The sequence below is a fragment of the Exiguobacterium sp. EA-TM-5 genome, assembly GCF_053878415.1.
In genome coordinates, this window is the sequence record NZ_CM132670.1 from 2,718,326 (window position 1) to 2,743,401 (window position 25,076).

Annotated in this window: 23 protein-coding genes, 1 pseudogene and 1 other annotated feature; of the genes and pseudogenes, 1 reads left to right on the forward strand and 23 read right to left on the reverse strand. The window is 46.5% G+C overall.

The window, feature by feature from the left end; all coding sequences use genetic code 11:
• Positions 1 to 14 precede the first annotated feature (14 nt).
• The 14 genes from glyS to rpsU all read right to left on the reverse strand — a co-directional run bounded on the left by glyS (position 15) and on the right by rpsU (position 12,192).
• A complete protein-coding gene (glyS, locus tag ACV3PA_RS14335) occupies positions 15 to 2,075 on the reverse strand; it encodes a glycine--tRNA ligase subunit beta (RefSeq protein WP_053452748.1) in 2,061 nt (686 codons plus the stop codon).
• On the reverse strand, positions 2,068 to 2,958 hold the full coding sequence (glyQ, locus tag ACV3PA_RS14340; protein ID WP_029341034.1) for a glycine--tRNA ligase subunit alpha: 891 nt from the start codon (positions 2,956 to 2,958) through the stop codon (positions 2,068 to 2,070). The genes glyS and glyQ overlap by 8 nt, the downstream gene beginning before the upstream one ends.
• A gap of 69 nt (positions 2,959 to 3,027) precedes the next feature.
• Positions 3,028 to 3,200 (reverse strand) — a binding site (T-box leader).
• Positions 3,201 to 3,246: 46 nt separating this feature from the next.
• Positions 3,247 to 3,996, reverse strand: a complete 750-nt coding sequence (recO, locus tag ACV3PA_RS14345; RefSeq protein ID WP_053452747.1) for a DNA repair protein RecO — start codon at positions 3,994 to 3,996, stop codon at positions 3,247 to 3,249.
• Between the two features lie 3 nt (positions 3,997 to 3,999).
• The gene (era, locus tag ACV3PA_RS14350; protein ID WP_053452746.1) at positions 4,000 to 4,908 is read right to left on the reverse strand and encodes a GTPase Era; all 909 of its coding nucleotides are present in this window, start codon (positions 4,906 to 4,908) and stop codon (positions 4,000 to 4,002) included.
• Positions 4,901 to 5,299 (reverse strand): cytidine deaminase, encoded by a 399-nt coding sequence (locus ACV3PA_RS14355; RefSeq protein WP_023467498.1) that lies wholly within the window; start codon positions 5,297 to 5,299, stop codon positions 4,901 to 4,903. Before ACV3PA_RS14355 ends, era begins: the two co-directional genes overlap by 8 nt.
• A gap of 48 nt (positions 5,300 to 5,347) precedes the next feature.
• Positions 5,348 to 5,698 (reverse strand): diacylglycerol kinase family protein, encoded by a 351-nt coding sequence (locus ACV3PA_RS14360; protein WP_053452745.1) that lies wholly within the window; start codon positions 5,696 to 5,698, stop codon positions 5,348 to 5,350.
• Entirely contained in the window at positions 5,695 to 6,171 is a 477-nt protein-coding gene (ybeY, locus tag ACV3PA_RS14365; RefSeq protein ID WP_053452744.1) for an rRNA maturation RNase YbeY, read from the reverse strand. Before ybeY ends, ACV3PA_RS14360 begins: the two co-directional genes overlap by 4 nt.
• Positions 6,168 to 8,225, reverse strand: coding sequence for an HD family phosphohydrolase (locus tag ACV3PA_RS14370; RefSeq protein ID WP_053452743.1), 2,058 nt, complete (start codon positions 8,223 to 8,225; stop codon positions 6,168 to 6,170). Before ACV3PA_RS14370 ends, ybeY begins: the two co-directional genes overlap by 4 nt.
• 36 nt (positions 8,226 to 8,261) lie before the next feature.
• On the reverse strand, positions 8,262 to 9,224 hold the full coding sequence (locus tag ACV3PA_RS14375) for a PhoH family protein (RefSeq protein WP_053452742.1): 963 nt from the start codon (positions 9,222 to 9,224) through the stop codon (positions 8,262 to 8,264).
• A gap of 170 nt (positions 9,225 to 9,394) precedes the next feature.
• Positions 9,395 to 9,865 (reverse strand): hypothetical protein, encoded by a 471-nt coding sequence (locus ACV3PA_RS14380; RefSeq protein WP_053452741.1) that lies wholly within the window; start codon positions 9,863 to 9,865, stop codon positions 9,395 to 9,397.
• A gap of 13 nt (positions 9,866 to 9,878) precedes the next feature.
• Positions 9,879 to 10,862, reverse strand: coding sequence for a flotillin-like protein FloA (gene floA, locus ACV3PA_RS14385; protein ID WP_053452740.1), 984 nt, complete (start codon positions 10,860 to 10,862; stop codon positions 9,879 to 9,881).
• A complete protein-coding gene (locus tag ACV3PA_RS14390; protein ID WP_053452739.1) occupies positions 10,859 to 11,368 on the reverse strand; it encodes an NfeD family protein in 510 nt (169 codons plus the stop codon). The genes floA and ACV3PA_RS14390 overlap by 4 nt, the downstream gene beginning before the upstream one ends.
• 182 nt (positions 11,369 to 11,550) lie before the next feature.
• Entirely contained in the window at positions 11,551 to 11,997 is a 447-nt protein-coding gene (locus ACV3PA_RS14395; RefSeq protein ID WP_035409225.1) for a GatB/YqeY domain-containing protein, read from the reverse strand.
• A 21-nt stretch (positions 11,998 to 12,018) separates the two neighbouring features.
• A complete protein-coding gene (gene rpsU / locus ACV3PA_RS14400; protein WP_012369719.1) occupies positions 12,019 to 12,192 on the reverse strand; it encodes a 30S ribosomal protein S21 in 174 nt (57 codons plus the stop codon).
• Between the two features lie 312 nt (positions 12,193 to 12,504).
• On the opposite strand from rpsU, the gene ACV3PA_RS14405 reads away from it, so the two are divergent.
• Positions 12,505 to 13,758, forward strand: coding sequence for a dicarboxylate/amino acid:cation symporter (locus ACV3PA_RS14405; protein ID WP_053452738.1), 1,254 nt, complete (start codon positions 12,505 to 12,507; stop codon positions 13,756 to 13,758).
• Between the two features lie 69 nt (positions 13,759 to 13,827).
• Here the strand turns inward: ACV3PA_RS14405 and pulA are convergent, their stop codons facing one another.
• The 9 genes and pseudogenes from pulA to ACV3PA_RS14450 form a co-directional block, all read right to left on the reverse strand.
• Positions 13,828 to 16,740, reverse strand: coding sequence for a type I pullulanase (gene pulA / locus ACV3PA_RS14410; RefSeq protein WP_456125122.1), 2,913 nt, complete (start codon positions 16,738 to 16,740; stop codon positions 13,828 to 13,830).
• A 178-nt stretch (positions 16,741 to 16,918) separates the two neighbouring features.
• A complete protein-coding gene (locus tag ACV3PA_RS14415; RefSeq protein WP_053452736.1) occupies positions 16,919 to 17,845 on the reverse strand; it encodes an LCP family protein in 927 nt (308 codons plus the stop codon).
• A gap of 13 nt (positions 17,846 to 17,858) precedes the next feature.
• Positions 17,859 to 19,031, reverse strand: coding sequence for a DHHW family protein (locus ACV3PA_RS14420; RefSeq protein WP_053452735.1), 1,173 nt, complete (start codon positions 19,029 to 19,031; stop codon positions 17,859 to 17,861).
• A gap of 15 nt (positions 19,032 to 19,046) precedes the next feature.
• A complete protein-coding gene (locus tag ACV3PA_RS14425) occupies positions 19,047 to 20,435 on the reverse strand; it encodes an MBOAT family O-acyltransferase (protein ID WP_456125123.1) in 1,389 nt (462 codons plus the stop codon).
• On the reverse strand, positions 20,425 to 20,910 hold the full coding sequence (locus ACV3PA_RS14430; RefSeq protein WP_456125124.1) for a hypothetical protein: 486 nt from the start codon (positions 20,908 to 20,910) through the stop codon (positions 20,425 to 20,427). Before ACV3PA_RS14430 ends, ACV3PA_RS14425 begins: the two co-directional genes overlap by 11 nt.
• Positions 20,907 to 22,007, reverse strand: coding sequence for a non-hydrolyzing UDP-N-acetylglucosamine 2-epimerase (wecB, locus tag ACV3PA_RS14435; RefSeq protein ID WP_456125125.1), 1,101 nt, complete (start codon positions 22,005 to 22,007; stop codon positions 20,907 to 20,909). The genes ACV3PA_RS14430 and wecB overlap by 4 nt, the downstream gene beginning before the upstream one ends.
• A 112-nt stretch (positions 22,008 to 22,119) precedes the next feature.
• Positions 22,120 to 22,860 (reverse strand): annotated as a pseudogene (gene tagH, locus ACV3PA_RS14440) (teichoic acids export ABC transporter ATP-binding subunit TagH); the annotation flags it as partial.
• Positions 22,861 to 22,871: 11 nt separating this feature from the next.
• Positions 22,872 to 23,672 carry an ABC transporter permease gene (locus tag ACV3PA_RS14445; protein WP_035409242.1) on the reverse strand — a complete coding sequence of 267 codons (801 nt, stop codon included), beginning with the start codon at positions 23,670 to 23,672 and terminating at the stop codon, positions 22,872 to 22,874.
• Positions 23,669 to 24,961, reverse strand: coding sequence for a nucleotide sugar dehydrogenase (locus ACV3PA_RS14450; RefSeq protein WP_456125126.1), 1,293 nt, complete (start codon positions 24,959 to 24,961; stop codon positions 23,669 to 23,671). The genes ACV3PA_RS14445 and ACV3PA_RS14450 overlap by 4 nt, the downstream gene beginning before the upstream one ends.
• Between the last annotated feature and the right edge of the window lie 115 nt (positions 24,962 to 25,076).

Here is a 25,076-nt window from a genome sequence, read left to right on the forward strand (position 1 = left end):
TCCGTCCTTTTTCTTTACGCTAAAGTAAGTGCATTGAACCGAGCGACTGATTCGATGGCTTCCGCAAATCGTTTCATTTCGCTGAGGCGGTTCGTACGGACCGTTTCGTCATCCGTCATGATCATCGTACCGTCAAAATATGCCGTGATCGACGGAACAGTTGCCTCGAGTGCTGTCAGTGCTCGTTCATAGTCGAGTACAGCAATCGCTTGTTCAACTTCTGGTAACGTCTTCTCGATTGCCTCATGCAATGCGCGTTCCGCATCATTTTCAAAGAGTGTTGGATCAACAGCTGTTACCTGTTCTGCCTTCTTCGAAATGTTCAAGACACGACTCAATTGTTCGACCGTTTTCTTAAATGACTCTTTCTTCGTTGCACCTTCAAGCATCGTAGCACGCTGTTCATTCGCTTCAACCGTCAATGTATGATCAAGAGCGGCTTCAACGACATCATGACGGAAGTTCATTTCCGATAGACGGTACTTCAAGCGTTGTGCAAAGAAATCTTGTAATGCAGCTTGAACTTCTTCGGCATCCTTCGTATAAAGACCTTCTACCACTTGTTCCGAAACGACGAAGGCAATCAGTTCTGTTAATGTCAGGCTCAACTTACGATCCGATAAAATCTGAACGATCCCTTGCGCTTGACGACGTAATGCATATGGATCCGCTGACCCACTTGGAATCATGCCAACACCAAAGAATCCAGCGACGCTATCCATCTTATCGAGAATCGCATAAAGCGTTCCTGTCGGCGTTTCCGGACTTGCATCTCCCGCAAAGCGCGGCATGTAGTGTTCGCGAATCGCAGCCGCGACTTCTGCATCTTCATTTTTCATGTTTGCATATCGTTCACCCATCAGACCCTGTAATTCAGTGAATTCATAGACCATTTGACTGACGAGATCGAATTTATAGATTTGTCCTGCTCGTTCGACACGTGTTTTATCTGCTCCAACACGATCGGCAAGTGCGAGTGCCATTTGGCGAACACGACGGACTTTTTCTCCTGTCGTTCCTAATTTTTCATGGAAGACGATTTTATCGAGACGTTTCGCTTGTTCATCGATATCTGCTTTTTTATCTTCTTCATAGAAAAATTGCGCATCTGCCAAACGGGCACGGATGACTTTTTCATTTCCGCGTGCCACGTTTTCAATGTGTGTGGCGTTTCCGTTTCGTACCGTCACGAAGTAATGAAGCAACGTATCGTTACGTTTAACTGGGAAGTAGCGTTGGTGTTCTTTCATCGTCGTGATCAAGACTTCTTCTGGTAACTCAAGGTACGCTTCATCGAACGCACCAAACAGAGCAGTCGGATACTCGACAAGGTTCGTGACTTCTTCAAGTAATGTAGCATCGATTGGTACTTCGAATTGTTCACGTGCCGCGAGTGCTTTAATTTGTTCTTCAATTAACTGGCGACGTTCTTCGTAACTAACAATGACGTGTTCGCCAGCAAGTGCTTCGACATAGGCATTTGGACGCAAGATCGTGATATCTTGTCCGAGGAAACGATGTCCACGTGACGTCCGACCTGTTTCGACAGATGCAACTTCAAACGGGATGACTTGATCATCAAGCAAAGCGATCAACCAACGAATCGGACGCATATAACGCAATGATTGTGTACTCCAACGCATGTTTTTCGGGAATGTCATTGCTTCAACGACTTGTTTTAAGCCAGGAAGCAGATCTGCTGTCGCTTGTCCGACTTCCTTACGCGTCGCATATAGGTACTCGACTCCTTTTTCTTCACCAAGGAAGAGATCATCCGTCGTTAATCCTTTACCGCGCGCAAATCCTTCTGCTGCTTTCGTCCAGTTCCCTGCTTCGTCCATCGCGATGCGTTTTGCTGGTCCTTTTAATGTTTCTTCGAGGTCACTCTGACGCGCTGCGAGACCCTTGACATACACTGCTAGACGGCGTGGCGTCGAGAATGATTCGACGCTTGCAAACTCAATCCGTGCTTCTTCGAGGAAACGCGTCACGCGCTCCTTAAGTTGTGTTTCCGATTGAAGGACGAATCGAGCCGGCATCTCTTCTAAACCGATTTCAAGTAATAATTCATGCATGTGACTCACCTGCTTTCGACTTGATCAATGGGAAGCCAAGACGTTCCCGTTCTTCGATGAAACTTTGCGCACAACGGCGCGACATGTTCCGAACACGATGAATGAATCCTGTTCGTTCCGTGACAGAGATCGCTCCTTTTGCATCGAGGAGGTTAAAGGTATGTGAACACTTCAAGATGTAATCATATGCCGGGAAAACGAGGTTCTCATCCAAAGCACGATTTGCTTCTTTTTCGTATTGATCGAACAACGTAAAGAGCAATGCGACATCTGATGTTTCAAACGTATACTTCGAGTGTTCAAATTCTGGTTGATAGAAGATGTCACCGTATTTGAAGCCATCTGTCCAAACGAGATCAAACACGCTTTCGACATCTTGAATGTACGAAGCGAGACGCTCGATTCCGTAAGTGATTTCTACTGCGATCGGATTACACTCGATTCCTCCGACTTGTTGGAAGTACGTGAACTGCGTGATTTCCATTCCGTTCAGCCATACTTCCCAACCGAGACCAGCAGCACCAAACGTCGGGTTCTCCCAGTTATCTTCTACGAAACGAATATCGTGTTCGAGTGGGTTGATGCCGAGTAATTCGAGACTTTGTAAGTATAATTCCTGAATGTTATCAGGCGATGGTTTCATGATGACTTGGAACTGATGGTGTTGGTATAGACGGTTTGGATTTTCTCCGTAACGACCATCTGCTGGACGACGTGATGGTTCTGTATAACAGACGTTCCATGGTTCTGGTCCGAGACTCCGTAAGAACGTCATCGGATTCATCGTACCGGCTCCTTTTTCTACGTCGTATGCTTGCATCGTCAAGCAGCCTTGTTCTGCCCAAAATTTTTGTAATGTCAAGATCATGTCTTGTACTGTCATCTTCACGACTTTCACCTCCGAAATGATTAGGGAACGCAAAAAACGCCCCTATGTACAACAATCGTTGCACATAGGGACGAGACAAGCCCGCGGTTCCACCCTACTTGCATGCATCGCATGCCACTCTTTTTGACAAAGAACACTCCGAAACGCCGTTCGCGCCCCTCTCACTTCCAGCTCACACCACCCTGGAATCGCTTAATTGAGAAAAAGACGGTACTCCTTTTCGTCATCGTGTTCATTTAGTTGCTTCTTCCGCATTCATTCTACCGAACCCGCTTGTTGCTGTCAATCGTTGCCGAAATCAATCAACTGGTCGAGAACGCGTTTTGACCGCAGACGCAACCCGCTGTAGCGTTCCATATAAGCATCCATGATTTGACGCAACAAACGCTTCGTTTCCGGCTTTACCGTCACGGTACCGATCCGTGAAAAATCGTAAACGGAAAATACGTACAACATCTTCGCGACCGCTTCCGTCATGAAGACAGCATGTTCATCCTCGTGGCGATGACGACGACATAACAGACCTCCATGGTGCAGCGAAAAAGCAAATGGTGCTTCTGTACTTCCGCAAATCGTACATCCATTCAAGTGCGGTGCAATCCCTAAGTGGCGCAATAGACGTAACTCGATGATGAAGGAGACAACGTCTGGATCGAGTCCGTCATCCATCGCCTCAAGTCCTTCAACGAATAAATCATACAGCGCCGGTTGTGGCACCCGTTCATCAAGCGCCTTATCCGCAAGCTCAAGCAAATACATCGCATATGCCATCAAGACAACATCTTGCCGGATATGCGCATGGCTCGTGATGACATCTGCCGATTTCAACTGACCGAGACCACGTGACCGTGGATAGATATAGACGGCTCGGACGAAAGGTTGGCTCGCCGCGTTAAAACGACTCCCAGGTTTCTTCGCTCCTCGCGCCATGACGGCGAGCTTGCCGAATTCACGTGTCAGTAGCGTGACGATCTTATTCGATTCACCATATACGACCGTTCGTAATACAAGCCCTTCCGCCTTATCAATCATCGCTTAATACTCGTCATCGCGGAAGCCAAGTTCACGCAATTGACCTGCCTTGTTCCGCCAATCCTTTTGGACTTTGACCCACAAGTTCAAGTAGACTTTCGTCCCAAGTAACATCTCGATGTCCGTTCGTGCTTCAGAACCGATTTCTTTTAGAAGTGCGCCACGCTTTCCGATGATGATTCCTTTTTGAGAATCCCGCTCAATTAAGATCGTCGCATGAACATCAACCATGTTCCCGTTCTCACGCGTCTTGATTTGATCAATCGCAACTGCAATCGAGTGTGGTACTTCGTCGCGTGTCTTTTGCAAGACTTTCTCGCGGATCATTTCCGAGATGATGAAGCGTTCCGGGTGATCGGTGACTTGATCCGCAGGATAATACATCGGTCCTTCTGGTAGAATCTTCGCGATTTCTTCAAGCAATGGTTCAACATTATTGCCTTGAAGCGCAGAGATCGGAACGACTGCCGCAAACTCGAGTTCATTTTTGTATGACTCGATGATTGGCGGAATATCATTCGGATGAATCAAGTCGACCTTATTCATGACGAGAATGATTGGTGTATCGAGCTCCTTCAATTTTTCAATGATGAAGTCGTCACCTTTTCCTTTTGGTTCCGTCACGTTGACCATGAATAAAATCGCATCGACTTCACGCAAAGCGTTCGTCGCGACCTTCATCATGAAATCGCCGAGTTTATGTTTTGGTTTGTGAATCCCTGGTGTATCGATGAAGATCGTTTGAACATCTTCTGTCGTATAGACACCTTGAATCTTATTACGCGTCGTTTGCGGTTTATCAGACATGATGGCAATCTTTTGTCCAATGACGCGATTGAGGAATGTCGATTTTCCGACGTTCGGGCGTCCGATGATCGAGACAAAGCCCGATTTGAATCCTTCTTTAAACATGTAAATCCCCTTTCGTGAATGCTCCTGGTAACAAGGCACCCACTGTTGTTTCAGTGACGTCTCCTTTGAGGTTCGTCAAATAGATTGGCATATCAGCGTCACACATTTCAGATAACACTTGACGGCATTGTCCGCATGGTGCAACCGGTCCTTCTGTGTCTGCAACGACAGCCATAGCTGCATATTCGCGCGCATCTTGTGCCCATGCAGAGAAGATGGCTGTCCGTTCTGCGCAGTTACAAAGACCATATGCAGCGTTTTCAATGTTACAGCCGTGGAAAACTTGTCCGTCCTTCGTTAATAGAGCAGCACCAACTTGAAATTTCGAATATGGAACATACGCTTTTTCGCGTGCACGTTTAGCTTGTTCGAGTAATTGTTCTGTTTTCATGTGAATATCCCCTTTTTAGGAACGGTATTGGCCAAAAAGGCCGGATTCTTATTGTACCAAATATGGGATGAAGATGCATAGTGCAATTGCAACAGATGTAAGCGCCAACACAAGAACTGCTCCACTTGCGATGTCTTTGACTGCTTTTGCGAGCGGATGCCACTCCTGCGTCACGAGATCAACGATACGCTCAAACGCTGTATTGAACATCTCAGCACTAATGACCATGCCGACCGTCAAGAATAGAATTGCCCTCTCGACAGACGTCAACGGTAACAAAAAGGCGACTAGTAACACGATACCGCCAATGATGACATGAACTTTCATATGTCGTTCTTCTCGAATCGATTGGCGCAATCCGTTCATTGCATGTCGAAACGGTTGCCACCAACTATTCACAATGTGCCCCGGAATAACTCGAAGTGATGCAGGATTTCCTCCTGTCGCTTCGTCATGACTTCTTCGTCTGCTTTTTCAATATGATCGTAACCGAGTAAATGTAGGAACCCATGAACGGCAAGGAATCCGAGTTCTCGCTCGAAATGATTTCCATACTCTGCCGCTTGTTCGCGACACCGTTCAACCGAGATGATCAAGTCACCAAGAACGATTGGTTCATCTTCAAGTAATCCAAAGTCAATTTCATCTTCTCCAAGTTCTTCCATTGCAAAAGAGATGACGTCTGTTGCCTGATCTTTCCCACGCCATTCACGGTTGATTTCTTGAATCTCATCGTTTGAGACGAAGGTTACGGACAACTCACTATTCGAATCGACTTCTTCTTGTTCTGCTGTATAGATTAAAATCGATTCGACAAGTTGTTGTTGTTCTTCCGTTAGACGATTGTTTTCGTCTGTCATATAAATATTCATGTCGTTGCCTCTTTCTTTAATTCTGGATACTCGATTCGTTCATGGAACAAACCGGATAAGGTATGGCACGCACTCTCACCGACACGATAAATCTCACGCGTCGTGATATCACATTCCGCAAATTGATCATCCATCATCTTTTCACGAATGATTTTCGCGACCAAGTCCCGAATTCCTTCTTCCGAAGGAGCTTTCATCGAACGAACGGCCGCTTCAATCGAGTCAACGATCATGATAACTGCTGCTTCACGCGTTTGTGGTTTCGGTCCTGTATAACGGAATGTCTCTTCATCGACCTCACCTTGTTCTGCTGCCTTGACATAGAAGTACCGCAGTAGAGAGGTTCCGTGATGCTGACGACAAATATCGATGATGGCTGCAGGAAGTTTTGCGTCTTCAAGCAGTTCAACACCGTCCTCCGTATGTGCCAAGATGACTCGCGCTGACTCTTCGGGCTGAAGTCGATCATGCGGATTACGTCCATGCTGATTTTCAATGAAATAGAGCGGGCGTCGCGTTTTCCCTAAGTCATGATAATAAGCTCCGACTCGTGCAAGCAATCCATCTGCCCCGATTGCTTCGCAAGCCGTTTCCGCTAAATTTGCGACCATCATACTGTGATGATATGTTCCAGGTGCTTCGACCAATAGCTTTTTCAACAGTGGATGCGTTGGATTGAGCAGTTCAAGTAATCGTGTTGGTGCTAAAATACCGAATGTCATTTCAAGGAATGGTAATAACCCAATTGCAAGAACGGCACTCAAGATACCACTAGCAATCGCAAAGCCGATTAAAACCAGTGTTTCTCGCAGTTCAAACGTACCACTTCGTAACAGAACGAACGCTAAGAAAATCGCGATATTTGCTCCAGCAATCGAGATACTACTCATGAAAATACGACGTCGTGATAGACTAGACCGCAGGAAAAATGTTGCGACTAAACCACCGACTAATAAATAAATTGCAATATTAAAGCTGAAGTTTTGATTTGTACTATAGAAAAATGTTCCAGCAAGTGCAGTAAAGAGCGAACTCGATAATGCAATCCGTTCATTCAACAAATTTCGTAAAACAAGCGCAGCAAAAGCAGTCGGCGTGAGTAAGTAGAAAGCTGGATTGATGTCGTCCGCTAAAAAGGCAATACCATACATGACGAGTAATTGGAGACTGACGACGAGATAGACCAGTCCGAACAATCGAATCCGTCCCATCTGAGCGTAACGTAGTTTCGAACGATGAATGAACCCAAACAAAAAGGCAGTCATCAACGCACTTACAAGCATCGCTCCTAATAATGGCTTCAGCGACTGACGGTCAGAAATCAAGCCAACGAGTTGGAGCTGACGATAGGCATCTTGTGAAATGACCTCTCCCCGTTTGACGATCACTTCTCCTTCAGAAATAATGACTGGTTCGACTTTATCACTCGTCTGTTTGCGAAGCTGCTCCGTCTTTTCCGGATCATAAACGTAGTTCGTTACGATCAGTTGATCGGTCAACGCTTTGGCAACCGCTTTTAAAGAAAAGGACAACGGTGAACGTTCAATATCGGTTCTAGCGTTCTCACGTGCTTCAGCCACTTCACCACCGTCGGACGAGATGCGTTGACGCATTGCTTCTTCAATCGCTGTGATGACGACATCCCGTGTCGTATCACGGAGTGCTGTGGTTGATGACACGAGCAAACGTAACTCATCATCCTTTAAAAGAGTTGCCGCCTCCGTTCCGCGGAGACGCTGTTTGATTTTGCTAATCTCATCCGCTTTTTTTATACCAGATAAACTGGCAAAAAGTTGTTCCACTTTATCAATTTGCTGTGCTGCATACTCTTGCTTAATCGTATACTGACTCTCGATTGCAGCAATCGAATTTTCTTTGATTTGATTTGTCGCGGTCCGGTCTTCTATCGTTAAAGGTGACCGGATATCTTCTTCTGCAATTGAGAATGGTTCTGCGGACAAGGCTTCTGGTCGAACACTGACATACATCATCGTTGATACGACGAGATAGAATACTACTGTCAAAAGACCGACCCAGACCCCAACCTTGCGCATATCATCTCCCCCTTTTCCCTCTATTTCCGTAACGGCTTAGGTCAAATCTTGACTGTAAGCATCAACGATTTTTCGGACAAGTGGGTGACGCACGACATCAGCTGAACCAAAGTGTTCAAAATGAATCCCTTTGACATTTCCAAGCAGATGCAAAGCTTCCTGTAGACCAGATGTTTTTCCACGCGGGAGATCAACTTGTGTTAAATCGCCCGTAACGATCATCTTCGAATGGAATCCGAGACGCGTCAAGAACATCTTCATTTGTTCCCGTGTCGTGTTTTGTGCTTCATCAAGAATGACAAAGGCGTGTTCAAGCGTCCGCCCCCGCATATAAGCGAGTGGCGCAATTTCAATGACACCACGTTCGAGCAAGCGAGCCGTGTGCTCGACACCAAGTACGTCATGTAACGCATCGTACAAAGGACGTAGGTAGGGATCCACTTTTTCTTTTAAATCCCCAGGAAGAAACCCAAGATTTTCTCCTGCTTCTACGGCCGGCCGGGTCAAGACGAGTCGTTTAACGTGCCCTTCCTTCAGTGCTTTTGCTGCCATCACGACTGCGAGGTACGTTTTACCGGTTCCTGCCGGTCCAATACCGAATGTTAAATCACAGCGATCAATTCCTCGAACATAGCGCGCTTGACCAAGCGTCTTTGCACGAAGTGGTTTTCCTTTATGATTCGTATGAATGACCGTGTCGTAAAGTTCTAGAAGTTCATCTACCCGATCTTGACGAGCGAGTTGAATGGCACTCGTCGCGTCACGTTCTGTTAAAACAGCTCCACGATTAACAAGTTGTTTCAAGACACCAACGACTTGTCCTGCTAAGATCACAGACTGTTCCTGTTCGGATTGTGCCAACAGCTCATCTCCACGATGCGTAAGCTGAACTTCAAGTTCTGCTTCCATCGTACGTAAGACTGCGTCATTCGGACCGACAAATGCTTGAATCTGTTCTGAATTCGAAAATGCAAATGGGATTCTTTCATTGAATATCACGTTGTGAATGGCCTCCTAGTCATGGATAACAAGTTGTCATCGCTTCATATCTAATCTCTTCCACTTTAGCACTTCCGTCGAAAAGATGGAAAGAAAAACCCGTTTCCACCATTTAGGAAATAAAAAGAGTCGATCCTCTTGGTTTTTAGGATCGACTCACTGTACAATTATTAGCGTTTGCGCTTGGAAACAGGTGCTCCAAGAACTTCACTCCAAACGATGGCACGTCGCATTTCATCTTGGGAAATCGCCGTTGCTGACGCTGAACGACTAGACGATCCAATGGCACCATCTGCTACGCTATCTTTGATTTCACCAATCGTCGAAGAGGGCATTCCTTTTTTCGAATGTTTCTTTTGACGTTGATCGAGCTGCTTTTGTAAATCTGTTCGTTCATGAACCGGCCGAACTTTCGTCTGAGTCACTCCTGGTTGCTTCTTCGCAGGTGCTTTTTTTCGAACGACCGGCGGAGGTGTCGCTTCTTGTCGTACTGTATCCACCTGTTCGACCATTTGTTTCACGTATTCACCAAACTCCTTTGAAGGAGTCCGATTCGTCTGCTTCGGTTTTTTATCTGCTGCTTTTGAGATGACAGAGATGACACCGAATGCGATCATCAATCCGACCCATATGATATCCATACCGTCTCACCCTTTACTGCGAGTCATTTGATGATGATTGTCCACCGATCGCTTGGCGCATTTTCGTATCTGCCGTCACGTTCAAGTAGTTCGCATAATCCATGACACCAAAGTTACCATCACGCATTGCTTCCGCAATCGCAAGCGGTACTTCAGCTTCAGCAGCGACGACTTTCGCACGCATCTCTTCAACACGTGATTTCATCTCTTGTTCGCTTGCAATCGCCATCGCACGACGTTCTTCCGCTTTCGCTTGAGCAATGTTCTTATCTGCTTCTGCTTGGTCCGTTTGCAGAACCGCACCGATATTTTTACCGATATCGATGTCTGCAATATCAATCGAGAGAATCTCAAACGCTGTACCCGAATCGAGTCCTTTTGCAAGAACCGTCCGAGAGATCATCTCCGGGTTTTCAAGCACTTCTTTTTGGTCATTACACGAACCGATCGTTGAGATGACACCCTCACCAACACGCGCAATGACGGTTTCTTCCCCAGCACCACCGACGAGACGATCGATGTTCGCACGCACCGTAATCCGGGCTTTTGCCTTCACTTCAATCCCGTTCATCGCAACACCGGCAATGAATGGTGTTTCGATGACTTTCGGGTTAACTGACATCTGAACAGCTTCAAGCACATTACGACCAGCAAGATCAATCGCTGCTGCGCGTTCAAAACTCAGTTCGATATTCGCACGATGTGCTGCAATCAAGGCATTGACAACGCGGTCAACGTTACCACCGGCGAGGAAGTGACTTTCTAACTGGTTCGTATTCAAGTTCAGTCCCGCTTTTACTGCCTTAATCAACGGATTGACGATTTTAGATGGTGTAACTCGACGTAGTCGCATCCCGACTAATGTAAAAATCGATACACGTACGCCTGCTGCGAGCGAACTAATCCATAGTGGGATCGGAACGAGCGTGAAGAAGATGGCGAGGAAAATCAAAATTCCTCCAGATATGAGTAATACGGTCAATAGTTCAGGTGTCATGTGTGGGACTCCTCCTTCGTATGTTGGACTCTAACAATAACGCGTCCATGCGTCACTTCTTTAACGACGATTGTTTCCCCCGCTTGAATGAAGGTCCCTTCCGTTACGGCATCGATTCGGTTTCCATCGATTTCAATCGTTCCTGATGGACGCAGAGGCGTCAAACTGACTCCTTCTTGCCCTAACAGTTGTACTTTTTCTTGATGAGAAAGATACCCTTTCTCAGACGATGTCGAATCCGTCAAAATCAAACCTCTCCACAGTAGTGACTGATTTGATTTGATTCTACGATACGCCCAGAATCCGGCCGCAAGTGAGAGAAACACAGCAAGTCCGATCGCTAGACCGACTTGTCCAACGGTCGCTCCTGCCATGATCAAACTAGCAAGGACAGAACCGATTCCGAGGACTCCAAAGATTCCGAACCCCGTGACGAATATTTCGACCAGTAACATGAGGACCCCGATCATGAAGACCGCCAAAATCATCCCTAAGCTAAACGTCATGCGTACGTTCACCCCTTTTCATTCGTGTCAGAAGCTACTTCTTTTGCACTTTGATTCGTTACTATAATTATATACGCTTTCAAAACAAAAAGGTTTCATGACTATTCTGAATTCATGAAGAAACTTTAAAAGTGTGACAGGAACGACAAAAAAAGGTGCCCCAAGGGACACCTTTTCATGTATTAAGCGAGACGTTGTTTGACGAGTCGATTAATCAAAGCACCGTCTGCCTTGCCTTTAAGCTGTGGCATGACGACACCCATTACTTTCCCCATATCCGAAGGAGCAGAGGCACCCGTCTGCGCAATAGCTGCGTCGACGATTTCCTGTACTTCTTCCTCGGAAAGCTGTTTTGGCATATAAGCTTCGAGCACGACAATCTCTGCTTGAATTTTCTCGACGAGATCGTGACGACCAGCGCTTTCGAATTCTCGGAGGGAGTCGTTGCGCTGCTTCATTTCACGTGAAAGAATAGTTAATTCTTCCTCGTCCGTCAATTCTTGCTTACCGAGTTTGATCGTTTCATTTTGCAGCGATGATTTCACCATGCGAATCGTCGTAAGACGATCTTTTTCGCGAAGACGCATGGCATCTTTCATATCCGCTGTCAAACGCTCCTGAAGACTCATGAGGATACACCCTCTCTAACGTTAGAACTTCTTACGCTTACGCGCAGCCTCCGATTTAAGCTTACGTTTTACACTTGGCTTTTCGTAGTGTTTACGTTTACGAACTTCAGCAAGCGTACCATCTTTTGAAACACCACGTTTGAAGCGACGAAGTGCGTCTTCAAGTGATTCATTTTTACGTACACGAGTTTCCACTAGTTTTCCCTCCCTCCGATATTACCGACTAAAGGAAACGTGTCAGACACGTCATACAACATTATAGTAGGAATATACAATTTGGTCAACAGTTGATTCAAGCGACTTTTCTGTACCCTACGCTGTTCCTTTTTGTTCCTTTCTATCCTCTCATGGTTGCACCCTTTTGACAACAAAATCTAATCATTCCTGCATCAAAATTCAGAAACTTCTTTGTAAGCGTTATCATTAATTTTTAAAATGTTTTGTCAAAATGGGTGATGATGTGTCAAAATATAGACAATTATCAAAAAAAGGAGTGTGACATCACTTATGAAAGAAGCAAAGCGCATCATCTGGGGATTGATTCTCGGGGTGATCCTCGGAATCATTCTTGCAACCTTACCGGATAAGTCGATCTATGAGGGATTGAATAAATATGCTTTACAACCCATCGGGACGATTTTCCTAAACTTGATTAAGATGCTCGTCGTACCGATCGTCTTCTTCTCGATCACTCTTGGCGTCATGGGTCTTGGTAATCCAAAAGAGCTCGGTCGTGTCGGCGGAAAGGCAATCGGCTACTTCATGACGACGACGGCTGTCGCGATTGTCATTGCTCTCGGTTTGTCATTACTGATTAAACCGGGTACGTTCGGAACGTTTGCTACAAACAATCTGGAATATGATAGCGGGAACCTTCCTGACACAAGCTTGATCAATACAATTGTCGGTATGTTCCCGACGAACCCGATCACTTCGATGGCAGAAGGCAATATGTTGCAAATCATCGTCTTCAGTGTCTTTATCGGTTTTGGAATTACGTTCCTCGGTAAAAAGGTTTCGACGTTACGGACGTTCGTCGAACAAGGAAACGAATTGATGACGTACCTCATTACACTCGTCATGAAGATGGCACCACTTGGAGCATTTGCTTTGATTGCTTCAGCAGTTGGTTCACAAGGATTTGATTCGTTAAAAGCGATGGGACTTTACATGGGTGTCGTTATCTTATCCCTGTTCGTTCACTCCATATTGACGTACGGTTCGACTGTTTCACTGCTCGGAAAGATGAACCCCTTCTTCTTCTTTAAAAAGTTTGCACCCGTCATGCTGTTCGCTTTCTCGACGTCTTCGTCGAACGCAACGCTCCCTGTCGCGATGCAAACGGCTCAAAAAGAGTTGAAAGTACCACGCTCCGTGTCAAGTTTCGTCCAGCCACTCGGTGCGACAATCAATATGGATGGAACAGCAATCATGCAAGGGGTCGCGACCGTCTTCATCGCGCAAGTCTATGCTGTTGATTTAACACCAGGACAACTTGCAACTGTCGTCCTGACAGCCGTTCTTGCATCAGTCGGAACTGCCGGTGTACCAGGAGTCGGACTCGTCATGCTGACGATGGTTCTTCAATCGGTTAATCTACCGGTCGAAGGGATTGCTTTGATCATCGGTGTCGATCGTCTTCTTGATATGATGCGGACGGCAGTCAACATCACAGGTGACGCAGCATGTGCCGTCATCGTCTCGAAATCAGAAGAAGGTAATATTAAAGAAGAAGAGGAAACGGATGAGCGTTACGCTTAATTCGCGTTTCTCGCCTAACGAAAAGGACGTTCCGCCAATCGGCAGAACGTCCTTTTTCGATACGTTCAGTTATTTCGCTAAGACGAACGAGCTGAGTCCCTCAACACGAACCGTACCTGAAACAGTGCGGATCGCTTTTGTTCCTGCTTGTTTACCATCTACGAGAAGCTTCCATTTTCCTTTCGGTAGCTTCATGTCAACTACTGTTCGATTTGCATTGTGAATGACATATAAATCGTTCTTCTGTTGTGGCGCGTCGTCATCTAGTCGATACGCAACGACTTGTGCCGGCGCTGCTTCAAACGTCAAGTAACGACGGATATCTTTCGCTGTTGCTAAATGAAGCACTGGATTCTTCTTACGTAATGCAATTAATCCCGTCATATAATCGACGTCTTGTTGACGATCCATCTTCCGTTTCCAATCGAGCTGGTTGACAGAGTCCGGTGATTTATATGAGTTATGATCGCCGCCTTTTGTCCGCATGAAGTCCTGACCTGCATGGATGAACGTCGTCCCTTGTGACGTCAGCAAAATACTTGAAGCTAGACGGTGCATCTTCGTCTTCGTTGCATCATTATCCTGCGGATTCGTCAGGTTCAACTTATCCCATAACGTATGGTTGTCGTGTGCTTCAACGTAAGTGATGGCTTGATCCGGTTCTTGCGTAAATCCTTGGATGTCTTTATCGTAAGCAATCTCACCAACGATGCCGCGTTTAATCCGTTTTTCAAGACCATTCGCTCCATTAATGAAACCAGCATCTGAATCGACGAAGACACTACCTTTGAGTGCATCGCGCAAGTTGTCGTTGAAATGACCGATTCCTGGCATTTGCTTCGTGTTCGTCTGATTCGCCTTGTCAGTTTCCGGAAGTGGCGTACCAAGGCTCCATCCTTCTCCGAATACAAGAATCGACGGATCAATGCGTTTTGTCGCTTGTTTGACGGCATTCATCGTCTTGACGTCATGAATTCCCATCAAGTCAAAGCGGAAGCCGTCCCAGTGGTATTCTTTCGCCCAGTATGAAACGGAGTCCACGATCAGTTTGTGCATCATTTGACGCTCAGAAGCTGTATCGTTTCCGACACCAGTTCCGTTCGCTAAATCGCCGCCTTCCGTATAGCGGTAATAATAACCCGGTACGATTTTATCAAGATTTGATGCCTTGGCGTCAAACATGTGGTTGTAGACGACGTCCATGACGGCACGAAGTCCATTGTCATGGAGTCCTTGAATCATCTGCTTCATTTCTGTAATCCGGACTTTCGGATCATATGGATTTGTCGCGTACGATCCTTCTGGAGCGTTATAGTTCTTCGGATCGTAACCCCAGTTGTAGCTCTTAAGTGGATTCGTCTCATCGACGGACGCTGTGTTGAAGTCGTAGACTGGGATAAACTGAACATGCGTAATACCAAGTTCCTTTAAATGATCTAGTCCTGTCTTCGTTTTCGTTTTCTTGCCGTCCTTCGTCAAACGAGTACCTGATTCAATGACACCAAGATACTTCCCTTTTTGTCTGATGCCGGAATCGTAACCGGAGTTCTTCACATCAAACATTGATAAATCACGGACGTGGGATTCATAGATGATCGCGTCTGTTGCATGACGAAGTGGTATTTTTCCATTCGTCCAACGTTTTGGATTCGTCTCACGTAAGTCGACGACGACACCTTGATCTCCGTTAACAGCAACTGCAGTCGCATACGGATCAACGGCACGTGTCGATTCTTTTGCGTGTTTGACTTCGTATGTGTAACCGACACCGTCAAGGTCGCCCTTGACCGTCACTTGATACACACCACGATCCGTCCGTTTCATCTGAATTTCTCGAGTAATATCTTTTGTCGTAGCTGCTTGTTGTTTTGGTAAACGATATAGTTCAAGTTCAACAGCTTGCGCTGTCGGTGCCCAGACCTTGAATGTCGTCTTCGATTTCTGATAATCGACGCCAAGCTTGCCATCGTAGGCATATTTTTGGTCAAACGCTTTCGAACGCAGTACCTTCCCTGCTTCAAGAACTGCTTCTCCAAAAGCAGGATGCGTCACGCGGACGACTTTTGCTAGATCAATATCAGAAGCGACTTCGACTTTCGCCGTCTTGGCATCGATCGTTGTGACGACTGGATTCGTTAGACCTTCAAAGGTAAATGCCTTTAAATCTTCTTCTGTCATCGGTGTATTCGTTTTTAACGTCACCGTCCGGAAATCATCTGCTAAAAAGCTCGTAATTTTCGGTGTCCGATCGATTTCTGGTTTACTGTAGTACACTGTCTGGTCACCTTCGATCAACCAGATGTCTTTCGCACCTGCATAGAAGAAACGATCGGCTCCATCTTTTTCCGACCATCCCTCAAGATGAGGAATGACGCCTGCAAGACGTGCTTTCGTTGGGTTATCAAGCGTTACCTTGGCAAAGGCACCGAATTCATCCTGCTGATCGAATTCGAATCGTTTGCCATCTTGCGCTTCCGGCCAAGACCAGACGCCGTATTTGTCATAATCATTGTCATATCGATAATAGTGGATGTTCGTGTCGATTTTTTCAACATCTGCTCCATTGCTTGGATTGACCGTTGAGATGTCCTTACTTCCCGACTCGATCCAAATTTCGGCAACACCATTTTTAATCATGTCTTTCGTGATGAAGCGATCATTCTCAGATCCTCCATCCTTGTTCCAGTTATCATCTCGCACGATGAAGCCGACTTTTTCCGGCTGATCAACTGGAAATTCATAAGCTGCGACTTTGCCGTAAGCATCCTCGCCATTAAAGGCATGTGCTTTATTCGGAAAATAATCCGGGCCATTTGCCCATAACCACAGGTTCCAATCCTTCGTGGCATTCGAGTCTTCCTTGTAGTGAATGATGACCAATGTAGACTTTCCTTTTTCCAGTGCTTGACCGGATAAAGACAGTCCACTAAATATTAGTGCAAACGTTAGCGCAACGATACAAACGAGTCTTATGCGTTTCATACGATAGCCATCTCCTTTGTTATGTAATCGTTTTCATTCTGCATCCGTTTACAAGTCCTGTCAAAGCCTATTTGATGATTCAAAAGGAAAATAAGACTTTTGAACCAAAGTGATTCGATTGGATGGAGCACGACAAAAAAGAACTATCCGTGTGGTAGACAGTTCTTTTTTGTCGATTTTAAGAAGACGCGAGGATGGCGTGAAGTGTAGCTTTCATTTGTCGCATGGATTCATCCGATGCAAAGAAGTACCATACCCCATCGTTTGCGATGTAGCCTTCTCCGTCTAACTTTAATGGTTTCAGCTGTTTGAATCCCGGCTGATTTTCTTGAGCAAGTTGTGCCGCCACTTCAAAACCGATGTTCGTCGCGAAATTATGCTTCATGACATTCGTGATTTCTTCCATCTTGGTCAGTAAACGAGGTCCCGCCAGTTTAGCACCGACGGCTTCTAAAACTTGACGTTGTCGAATCTGTCTGCCCATATCGCCGAGTGGATCCTGTTTTCGCATACGTGCGTAACCACTCGCTTCTAGACCGGTCAAATGAATTTTGCCTTTCTCATACTCCTTTTGTAGACGGCGGTCGTTCCAGCTGAAGGCGGATGGATTATCCACTGTGACACCGCCAACAGCATCAACCAATTCAATCAAACCATCCATATTAATCTTAGCGTAATATGGAATATCGACATCAAACGTCTGTTCCACCGTTTCGACCGTCTCCTTCACTCCACCATAGGCATACGTATGATTGATCTTCGTCTTTTCACCCGTCGGTATTGTGACTTGCATGTCGCGTGGAATGGACAACGAAGTCGCTTGCTTCGTTTTCGGATTAAACGAGAGTAGCATGATCGCATCTGCCCGTCCCTTATCATTCTTACGCTCATCCACACCGATCAATAGGACATTGACTGGCTTCATCGATGCGAGCGGCTTTGCTTGTTTTCCATCCAACGGCTGTAAAAAGGAATGTGCCGTTTGTTGGATTTTTAAAAATGCCAGTCCCGTCGAAGCGCTAGCAACCAGGACGACCACGAGCAGAAGCGCACTGATGACGCGCCATATGATCGGAGGTCTTCGTTTATCGATGCGTGATTTCATACTCTGTTCTCCTTCACAATTTGTCCTCGTACGTCTTCATCAAACCAGCAATGTTCGAGTTGTGCAGAAACAGCACCGAATCGATTTGCTTTTGTTTGGCGAATCGGGAAACGTCAAATGATTTTGGAACGTATCGGATGTCCACGACTTCTAAGTTGGCACTTTTCGCAAGCAACGGTAACACAGGATTCGCAAACGAATCCTTTAAGACCAAGATCGTCGGACGATTTTGATTCGCCGCTGATTTCATTGACATGATACCATGATTTCCACGAAGGAATACCTCGTACCGATCGACGTAATCACCTTCTTGTTTGACGAATGATTCATCGATGACAGGACGTCCACATTTCCCTTCATAACAAACATCAATGCCGTTGAAGAACGCAGGATCATAGTAATCCAGACGATCACCTGACGCCGCATAGGAGAGCGTCGTTTTTCGAGCTAAAGATCCGTAGTAGGCATGTTGATCCTCTTTCCGCCACTTCGTCTCAGGTAACGCTGTTGACAGCCCTATCCCTTTTGTGATGACTCGGTAGGCTTCTGTTGCACCATCGATGTTCCAGTGATGATCCGTCTTGAAGTAGTCATTTAACTTCAGTTCCTGCAAAGAAAGATTGGTCATCCCCGCTGCTTTAAAGTCTCGTACCATTCCTTCATAACGTACACTCGCATTGGAAGCGACATAAGACGGAATTAGTTTGTCCCGTTCCGCGATGACGGTTTTAGACGGTGCTAATGCCATATAGACCGGACGATCGACTTCTTCAACGAATTGTTTGAAGGCTAGCGGAATTTTTACGTTTCCTGATGCACTCGGTTCAATCATATAATCGTTTTTTGCCGTATAAATGCCATTGCGAAACGGCTGTCGAAAAACATCTTTTGATAAAAGTGCCTGTATCTCGACGAACGTTCCTCGCAACAGTAACTGATCCGTGAAATAGGTCTCCATCTTGAGCATATCTTTCCCTGTGGCAATTCCTTCGACGGTCGGATCGACAGATTGGGCAAGTGTCCGGTTCTCAAGCTGGGACCGGACACGGTCTTCCCGGACAATCGTTCCGAGTCCGATCGCCAGTAACACAACAATGAAACTGATAATCGTCATCCACATCATGATTCGTTCGAAAGAAGGTTTTTTATTCGTATGCTGTTGCGTTTTCATCAATGGCTGTTCCATGGATAGACCTCCTTTTTAGAACCGGAAATAGATGAACGGATTAAACGTACTCGCAACGAGTGCCGATGTCGCAAGGAACAACATCAACATGGCGTACCCATACTGCATCGTCGTTCCGACTTTCCCGAGAGAGACGACGACACGTTCTCCGAGATATTTCGGAATCGGCGTCGCCGCGATACACGCGACAAACAACAGGACACCATTTTGAACGAGTTGGTAACCCGCCCGATCATCCCATAGCACATCGGGTACAAACATCGCTTGAATATACGTAACGGCTTCCGGGAACGTCTCTGAACGGAAGAATACCCAACCGACGAGCACGAGGACTAGCGTCCAGATTGTCGAGACGACTGGCATGCGCTCCAGCCATTTCCCGAGAAATGCTTTCTCAAGCATGATCCAAATTCCGTAATATGCACCCCAGGCGACGAATGTCCAACTCGCACCATGCCAAAGGCCTGTCAACATCCAGACGATCGCCAAATTTCGATATTGCCGCCACGGCGAAACGCGATTCCCTCCTAGCGGAATATAGACATAGTCGCGGAACCAAGAGCCGAGTGAGATATGCCAACGACGCCAAAATTCTGACACGGATTTTGAAATATACGGGTAGTTGAAGTTCTCTAGGAAATGGAATCCGAACATCAGTGCTAATCCGATCGCCATATCGCTATATCCAGAGAAATCAAAATAGATTTGTAAGGCATAAGCAATGATTCCAATCCATGCTAGTCCCATCGAAAGGTCTTTCATATTAAAGACAGCGTCTGCGACTTGACCACATCCGTTCGCAAGAATCAATTTTTTCGATAGTCCGATCGTAAAGCGACGAACACCCCGCGCAAAATCCGATACCGTCTCTTGACGCGATTCGATCTGACTTGCAATCGTGTTGTAGCGGACGATCGGACCTGCGACAAGTTGCGGGAAAAACGCTATATAAAGGGCAAGGTCGAGCGGATTCTTTTGCACCGCTTCCTTCCCTTTATAAATATCGATGACGTAACTCATCGCATGAAATGTATAAAAGGAAATCCCGAGCGGTAAGACGACTTCCGGAACGAACCAACTCAGTCCAAATGATTCATTAATGGAGCGGACGAAAAATCCGCTGTACTTAAACCAGCCGAGCAATCCGAGATTGACGGCGATCATGCTGAACATGATCCACTTCACTCCGACACGTTGCCGGTAAAAATCAACGAATAGGGCAAAGAAGTAATTGATTACGACGCTGAGTAGCATCAATAAGGCGAAGCGCGGCTCCCCGAACGCATAAAAGAACAGGCTGGCAACTAACAGCCAGCCGTTACGAAATGTCCGAGGTAACACGTAGTACACGAGCAGTACTGCCGGCAAGAACAAAAATAAAAAAATCGTCGAACTAAACAGCATAGGTTGCTTCCTCCTCTGCCTTGACGTATTGCGCAATCGCGAGTTCTCGGAGATGGACCCGGAAGTTCCCTTCGTTTAAGAACTTCCAGGCGATTTTGAAATAAGCCGCTCCTGGCACACGCTCCATCTCAATTTGGACGATCGTCTCATTCGTCAATGTCAGTTGCTCAGTCTCAGAGACCATCCGCTTCTTCTGTCCATACTGCATCTTGAATACTTGAACGACACATGGTTCCGCCACTTCAAAACGGCACGTCACTTGAATGATGTCCCCTGTCAGTTCAGCGTCTTTTCGATATAGTTTTGAAGGCGGATGTTGAAAGCCTTGATCGAACAACTGCAGATACAGTTTGTCAGTCGCTATGGCATCCTGAAAATCAAAACACACCCCCGGCGCTGCATCTTCGAGCAAAATCTTTTCCTGCGTACCGAATGGAAAGAACTGATAGCTCGCGACAGTCAGCTCCTTATTCATACCGGTACCTCACTCATGATCGCATCGACGATTCGCTCTGCTGCCTGTCCATCCCCATACGGGTTTGCGGCTTGCGCCATCGATTGATAGAAGACTTCGTCCGTCAATAATTGATGGCTCATCGCATAGATGCGTTCTGGATTCGTACCGACCAGTTTCAAGGTTCCTGCTTCGACACCTTCAGGTCGTTCCGTCGTCTCTCGTAAGACAAGAACGGGCACACCAAGTGAAGGCGCCTCTTCTTGAATCCCGCCTGAGTCTGTCAGGATGAATGAAGCGCGCGCTGCCAGGTTATGAAAATCAAAGACATCGAGTGGTTCAATCAACTGAATCCGCGGATGATGTTCCAAGCGAGCTGCCGCTTCTAGCACGACCGGATTCGGATGGACCGGATAAACGATTTCAATTTCCGGATGATCATTTGCCAATCGTTCAATCGCATCAAAAATCGTCGCCAGTTGTAAATGGTTCTCACGACGATGAACCGTCAGCAAGACGAGTTTTCGTCCAGACTTCTCAAGTCGCGTCAGCACAGGATGCGTATAGCTTGCAGAAACGGTCGTTTTGAGTGCATCAATGACCGTATTACCGGTTACGATGATTGGTGTCTGTTTATTCTCAGCACGTAAGTTCATCGCTGCTTGTTCGGTTGGAGCAAAATGATAATCCGCCAACACCCCTGTCAATTGACGGTTCATCTCTTCCGGAAACGGTGCATACTTTTCATATGTCCGTAGTCCTGCTTCGACATGACCGACTGGAATCTGTTGATAGAACGCCGCTAAAGAAGCAGCGAACGTCGTCGTCGTATCCCCATGGACAAGGACGAGATCCGGCTGTTCCTTTTCGAGGACTCGACGCATCGCATTGAGGATACGCGCCGTCATTTCCTCTAACGTTTGACGCGGACGCATCAAATCCAAGTCATGGTCCGGAGTGATTTGGAACAATTCAAGTACCTGATCAAGCATTTCCCGGTGTTGCGCCGTTACGACGACGATTGGTTCGACGTCTGGGCGATTTTCAAGTGCTTTTACGACAGGTGCCATCTTAATGGCTTCAGGTCGTGTTCCGAATACAAGCATGACACGTTTCATCTACTTCATCCCCTATCTCATTTCATGACGATCGTTCGATCGTCTCGCCTCTCATCTGTTGCTCAATGTCACCGATTCGACCGGTTCGTTTTTTCGCAACATAGTGAGTGGCTTGCTTTTTGGATAACTGTTTGTACCAATATAAATATTTGTTGTATTCTGCGAGTGTTTCATTCGTTGGACCAAATAAGCGCACTTCGCCGTATTCCAGCCAAAGAATCTTCGTACAGAAGCTTTTGACTTGATTCAAGGAATGGCTGACGAAAAAAATCGTTTTTCCTTGATCCCGGAATTCGCGCATCTTATCGAGACACTTCTCAGTGAATGTTTGATCGCCAACGGATAAGGCCTCATCGATGATCAAGATATCTGGATTGATATTGATCGAGATGGCAAAACCAAGACGTGCCCGCATCCCACTCGAATAGGTTTTGACTGGCTGATCGATGAACTCTCCGATATCCGCGAACTCTAGAATTTCTGGTGTGATCTCCTCGATTTGCCGTTTGGTCAGTCCCATCATCAATCCTTTGAGTTCGATGTTGTCGCGACCTGTCAGTTGACTGTTCAATCCACTCGAGATGGCAATCAGTGCTGATTTTCCTCCTAACGTGACCCGTCCATATGTAGGCGGTGTGACGTTAGCGAGTAAATGGGATAATGTTGATTTCCCACTACCGTTGATCCCTACAACACCAACGATTTCTCCCTCTTCAACAGAGAAGGAGACGTTTTTGAGCGCATAAAAGGATTTTCCACTCACTTTTCCAAATAGCACTTCCTTTAATTTATCGATTGGACGCTCATAGAGCATGTACCGTTTTGAAACGTTCTCAAACACGACGTGACTCATCGTCTTTCCTCCTATACATAATCAATGAAGTAGCGTCGGAAACGAATATGGACCGCTGCTCCGACGAGCAGGATACCAAGTGTCACACTCCAAAAATAAGCGCCATACCAGATGTGATCCATCAAGTAACCGGTTCCGATCAAGGCGGAGCGGTACCCCTCGATCAAATAGACGAGTGGATTCAACATCAATAGCATCTTGAACAGTGAATGCTCTGGTGGAATCCACATGATTGGCGTTAAATACATCAGCATCCTTATCGCGGATGTCACCATGTTCTGGACGTCTCGGATCATCGTGGCAAGAGCGGACAATAACAACGAGACGGCATAGAGAAAAATGACGCCAGCTGGAACGATGTAAAACAACTCGAGCGTATGCCAACCCGGGAAGTATCCGAAAGCACTTCCTAAAACGATCGTCAAGGCAATCATCGCAAGATGTCGATAAAATTGCGCCAAAATGACATATGCCGGAATCGTACTCAACGGAAAATGCATTTTGGAGACGAGCGCGACACGACCGTAAATCGACCGTGATCCACTTGGAATCGTACTTCCGATAAAGAACCAAGCAATCAATCCACTGACGAGCCAAAAGACGAACGGAATTCCGTCAACCGGATGTCCACCACGGATGCCAAAGCCAAAGACGACCCAGTATACCCCAATCTGAAGGAGTGGCGTCATGATTTCCCAGAACCAACCTAGATACTGCATGCTATACTGACTTTTTGTTTCATAGAGTGACAGCCGAAAGATCAGATACAGATGATCTTTCAGCTCCCCTCCAATCGTTCGTAACGCGTTCATATTGCTTTCGCATCCACTTCCGTCACGCGATGCGTATGCAAGTTACCGAAGTTGAGGACCTTGACCGCATCAAGTTCACGGACAATTCCTTTTGTATCGAAAAGTAACGGTGTCCGCATATAGTTTGCGAGACGACGTGAATCGAATTGTTTGAATTCATCGTGGTCGACTAAGACGAGTGCTAAATCAGCGCCTTGGATCGCTTCCAGCTCATCGACGAGTTCGAATCGTGTCGAGATCGAACGTTCGACGTGTGGATCACAGACAGCGACATCGAGTCCACGATCGAGCAATTGTTCAATGACTTCGACAGCTGGACTCTCGCGCATGTCGTCAACATTTCCTTTATACGTCACACCGAAGACGGCGATTTTCGGACGAACACGTGAACCGACGAGACGAGCTGCTTGTTCAGCGACGAATTGTGGCATCTGGACATTCGTTTGTCGTGCTGTATGAATGATACGTGCAAGCGATGGGGCTTTTGCGACGATGAAGTACGGATCGACTGCGAGACAGTGACCACCTACTCCCGGTCCCGGATGATGCAAGTTCACACGTGGGTGCATGTTCGCCATCTCGATGACGTCTAAGACGTTGATCTCAAGCTGATGACATACTTGCGTCAATTCATTCGCCAGTGCGATGTTGACATCACGGAACGTATTCTCCATCAATTTCGACATTTCTGCTGTTTTTGCATCGGTCCGAACGATTTCCCCTTGAACGAATGTTTCATAGACGGCTGCTCCTGCCTCTGCACATGCTGGCGTCAATCCTCCGACGATCCGATTGTTATGCACGAGCTCGTGTAAGATTTGCCCTGGTAAGACACGCTCTGGGCAATGAACGACATAGACGTCTTCACCAATCGTAAAGCCGACTTCTTCAATCAGTGGACGAACATGGTCATCCATTGTCCGAGGGGCAATCGTCGATTCAACGATGACGACGTTTCCTTTTTCAAGGAACGGTAACATGTTGTTGACCGCTGAAATAACATATTTCAAATCACATGATTTATACGTATCGTTCAAGTTCGGTGTCGGGACGGCGATTAAGAAGACATCGGCCCGTTCTGGCGTGAGTGTCGCCCGGAATTTTCCGCTTGCGACGACCCGTTTGATGACATCCTCGAGTCCTGGTTCTTCAATGTGAATCGTTCCTGTGTTGAGAAGATTGACGATTTGAGGATCGATGTCGACACCTACGACTTCCGTGCCGTGATCCGCGAACATCGCAGAAGAAGGTAATCCAATATATCCTAGTCCGATTGTACAAAGTTTCATTTTGTCATTCCTCCATCGAGTTAGTCATACTAGCCAACGAACAGTCTGTGGCTTGGCTGTATCTAGACCATAACGACATTTCCTTTGCATTCCAATGGTTCTAACCATCTCTTAA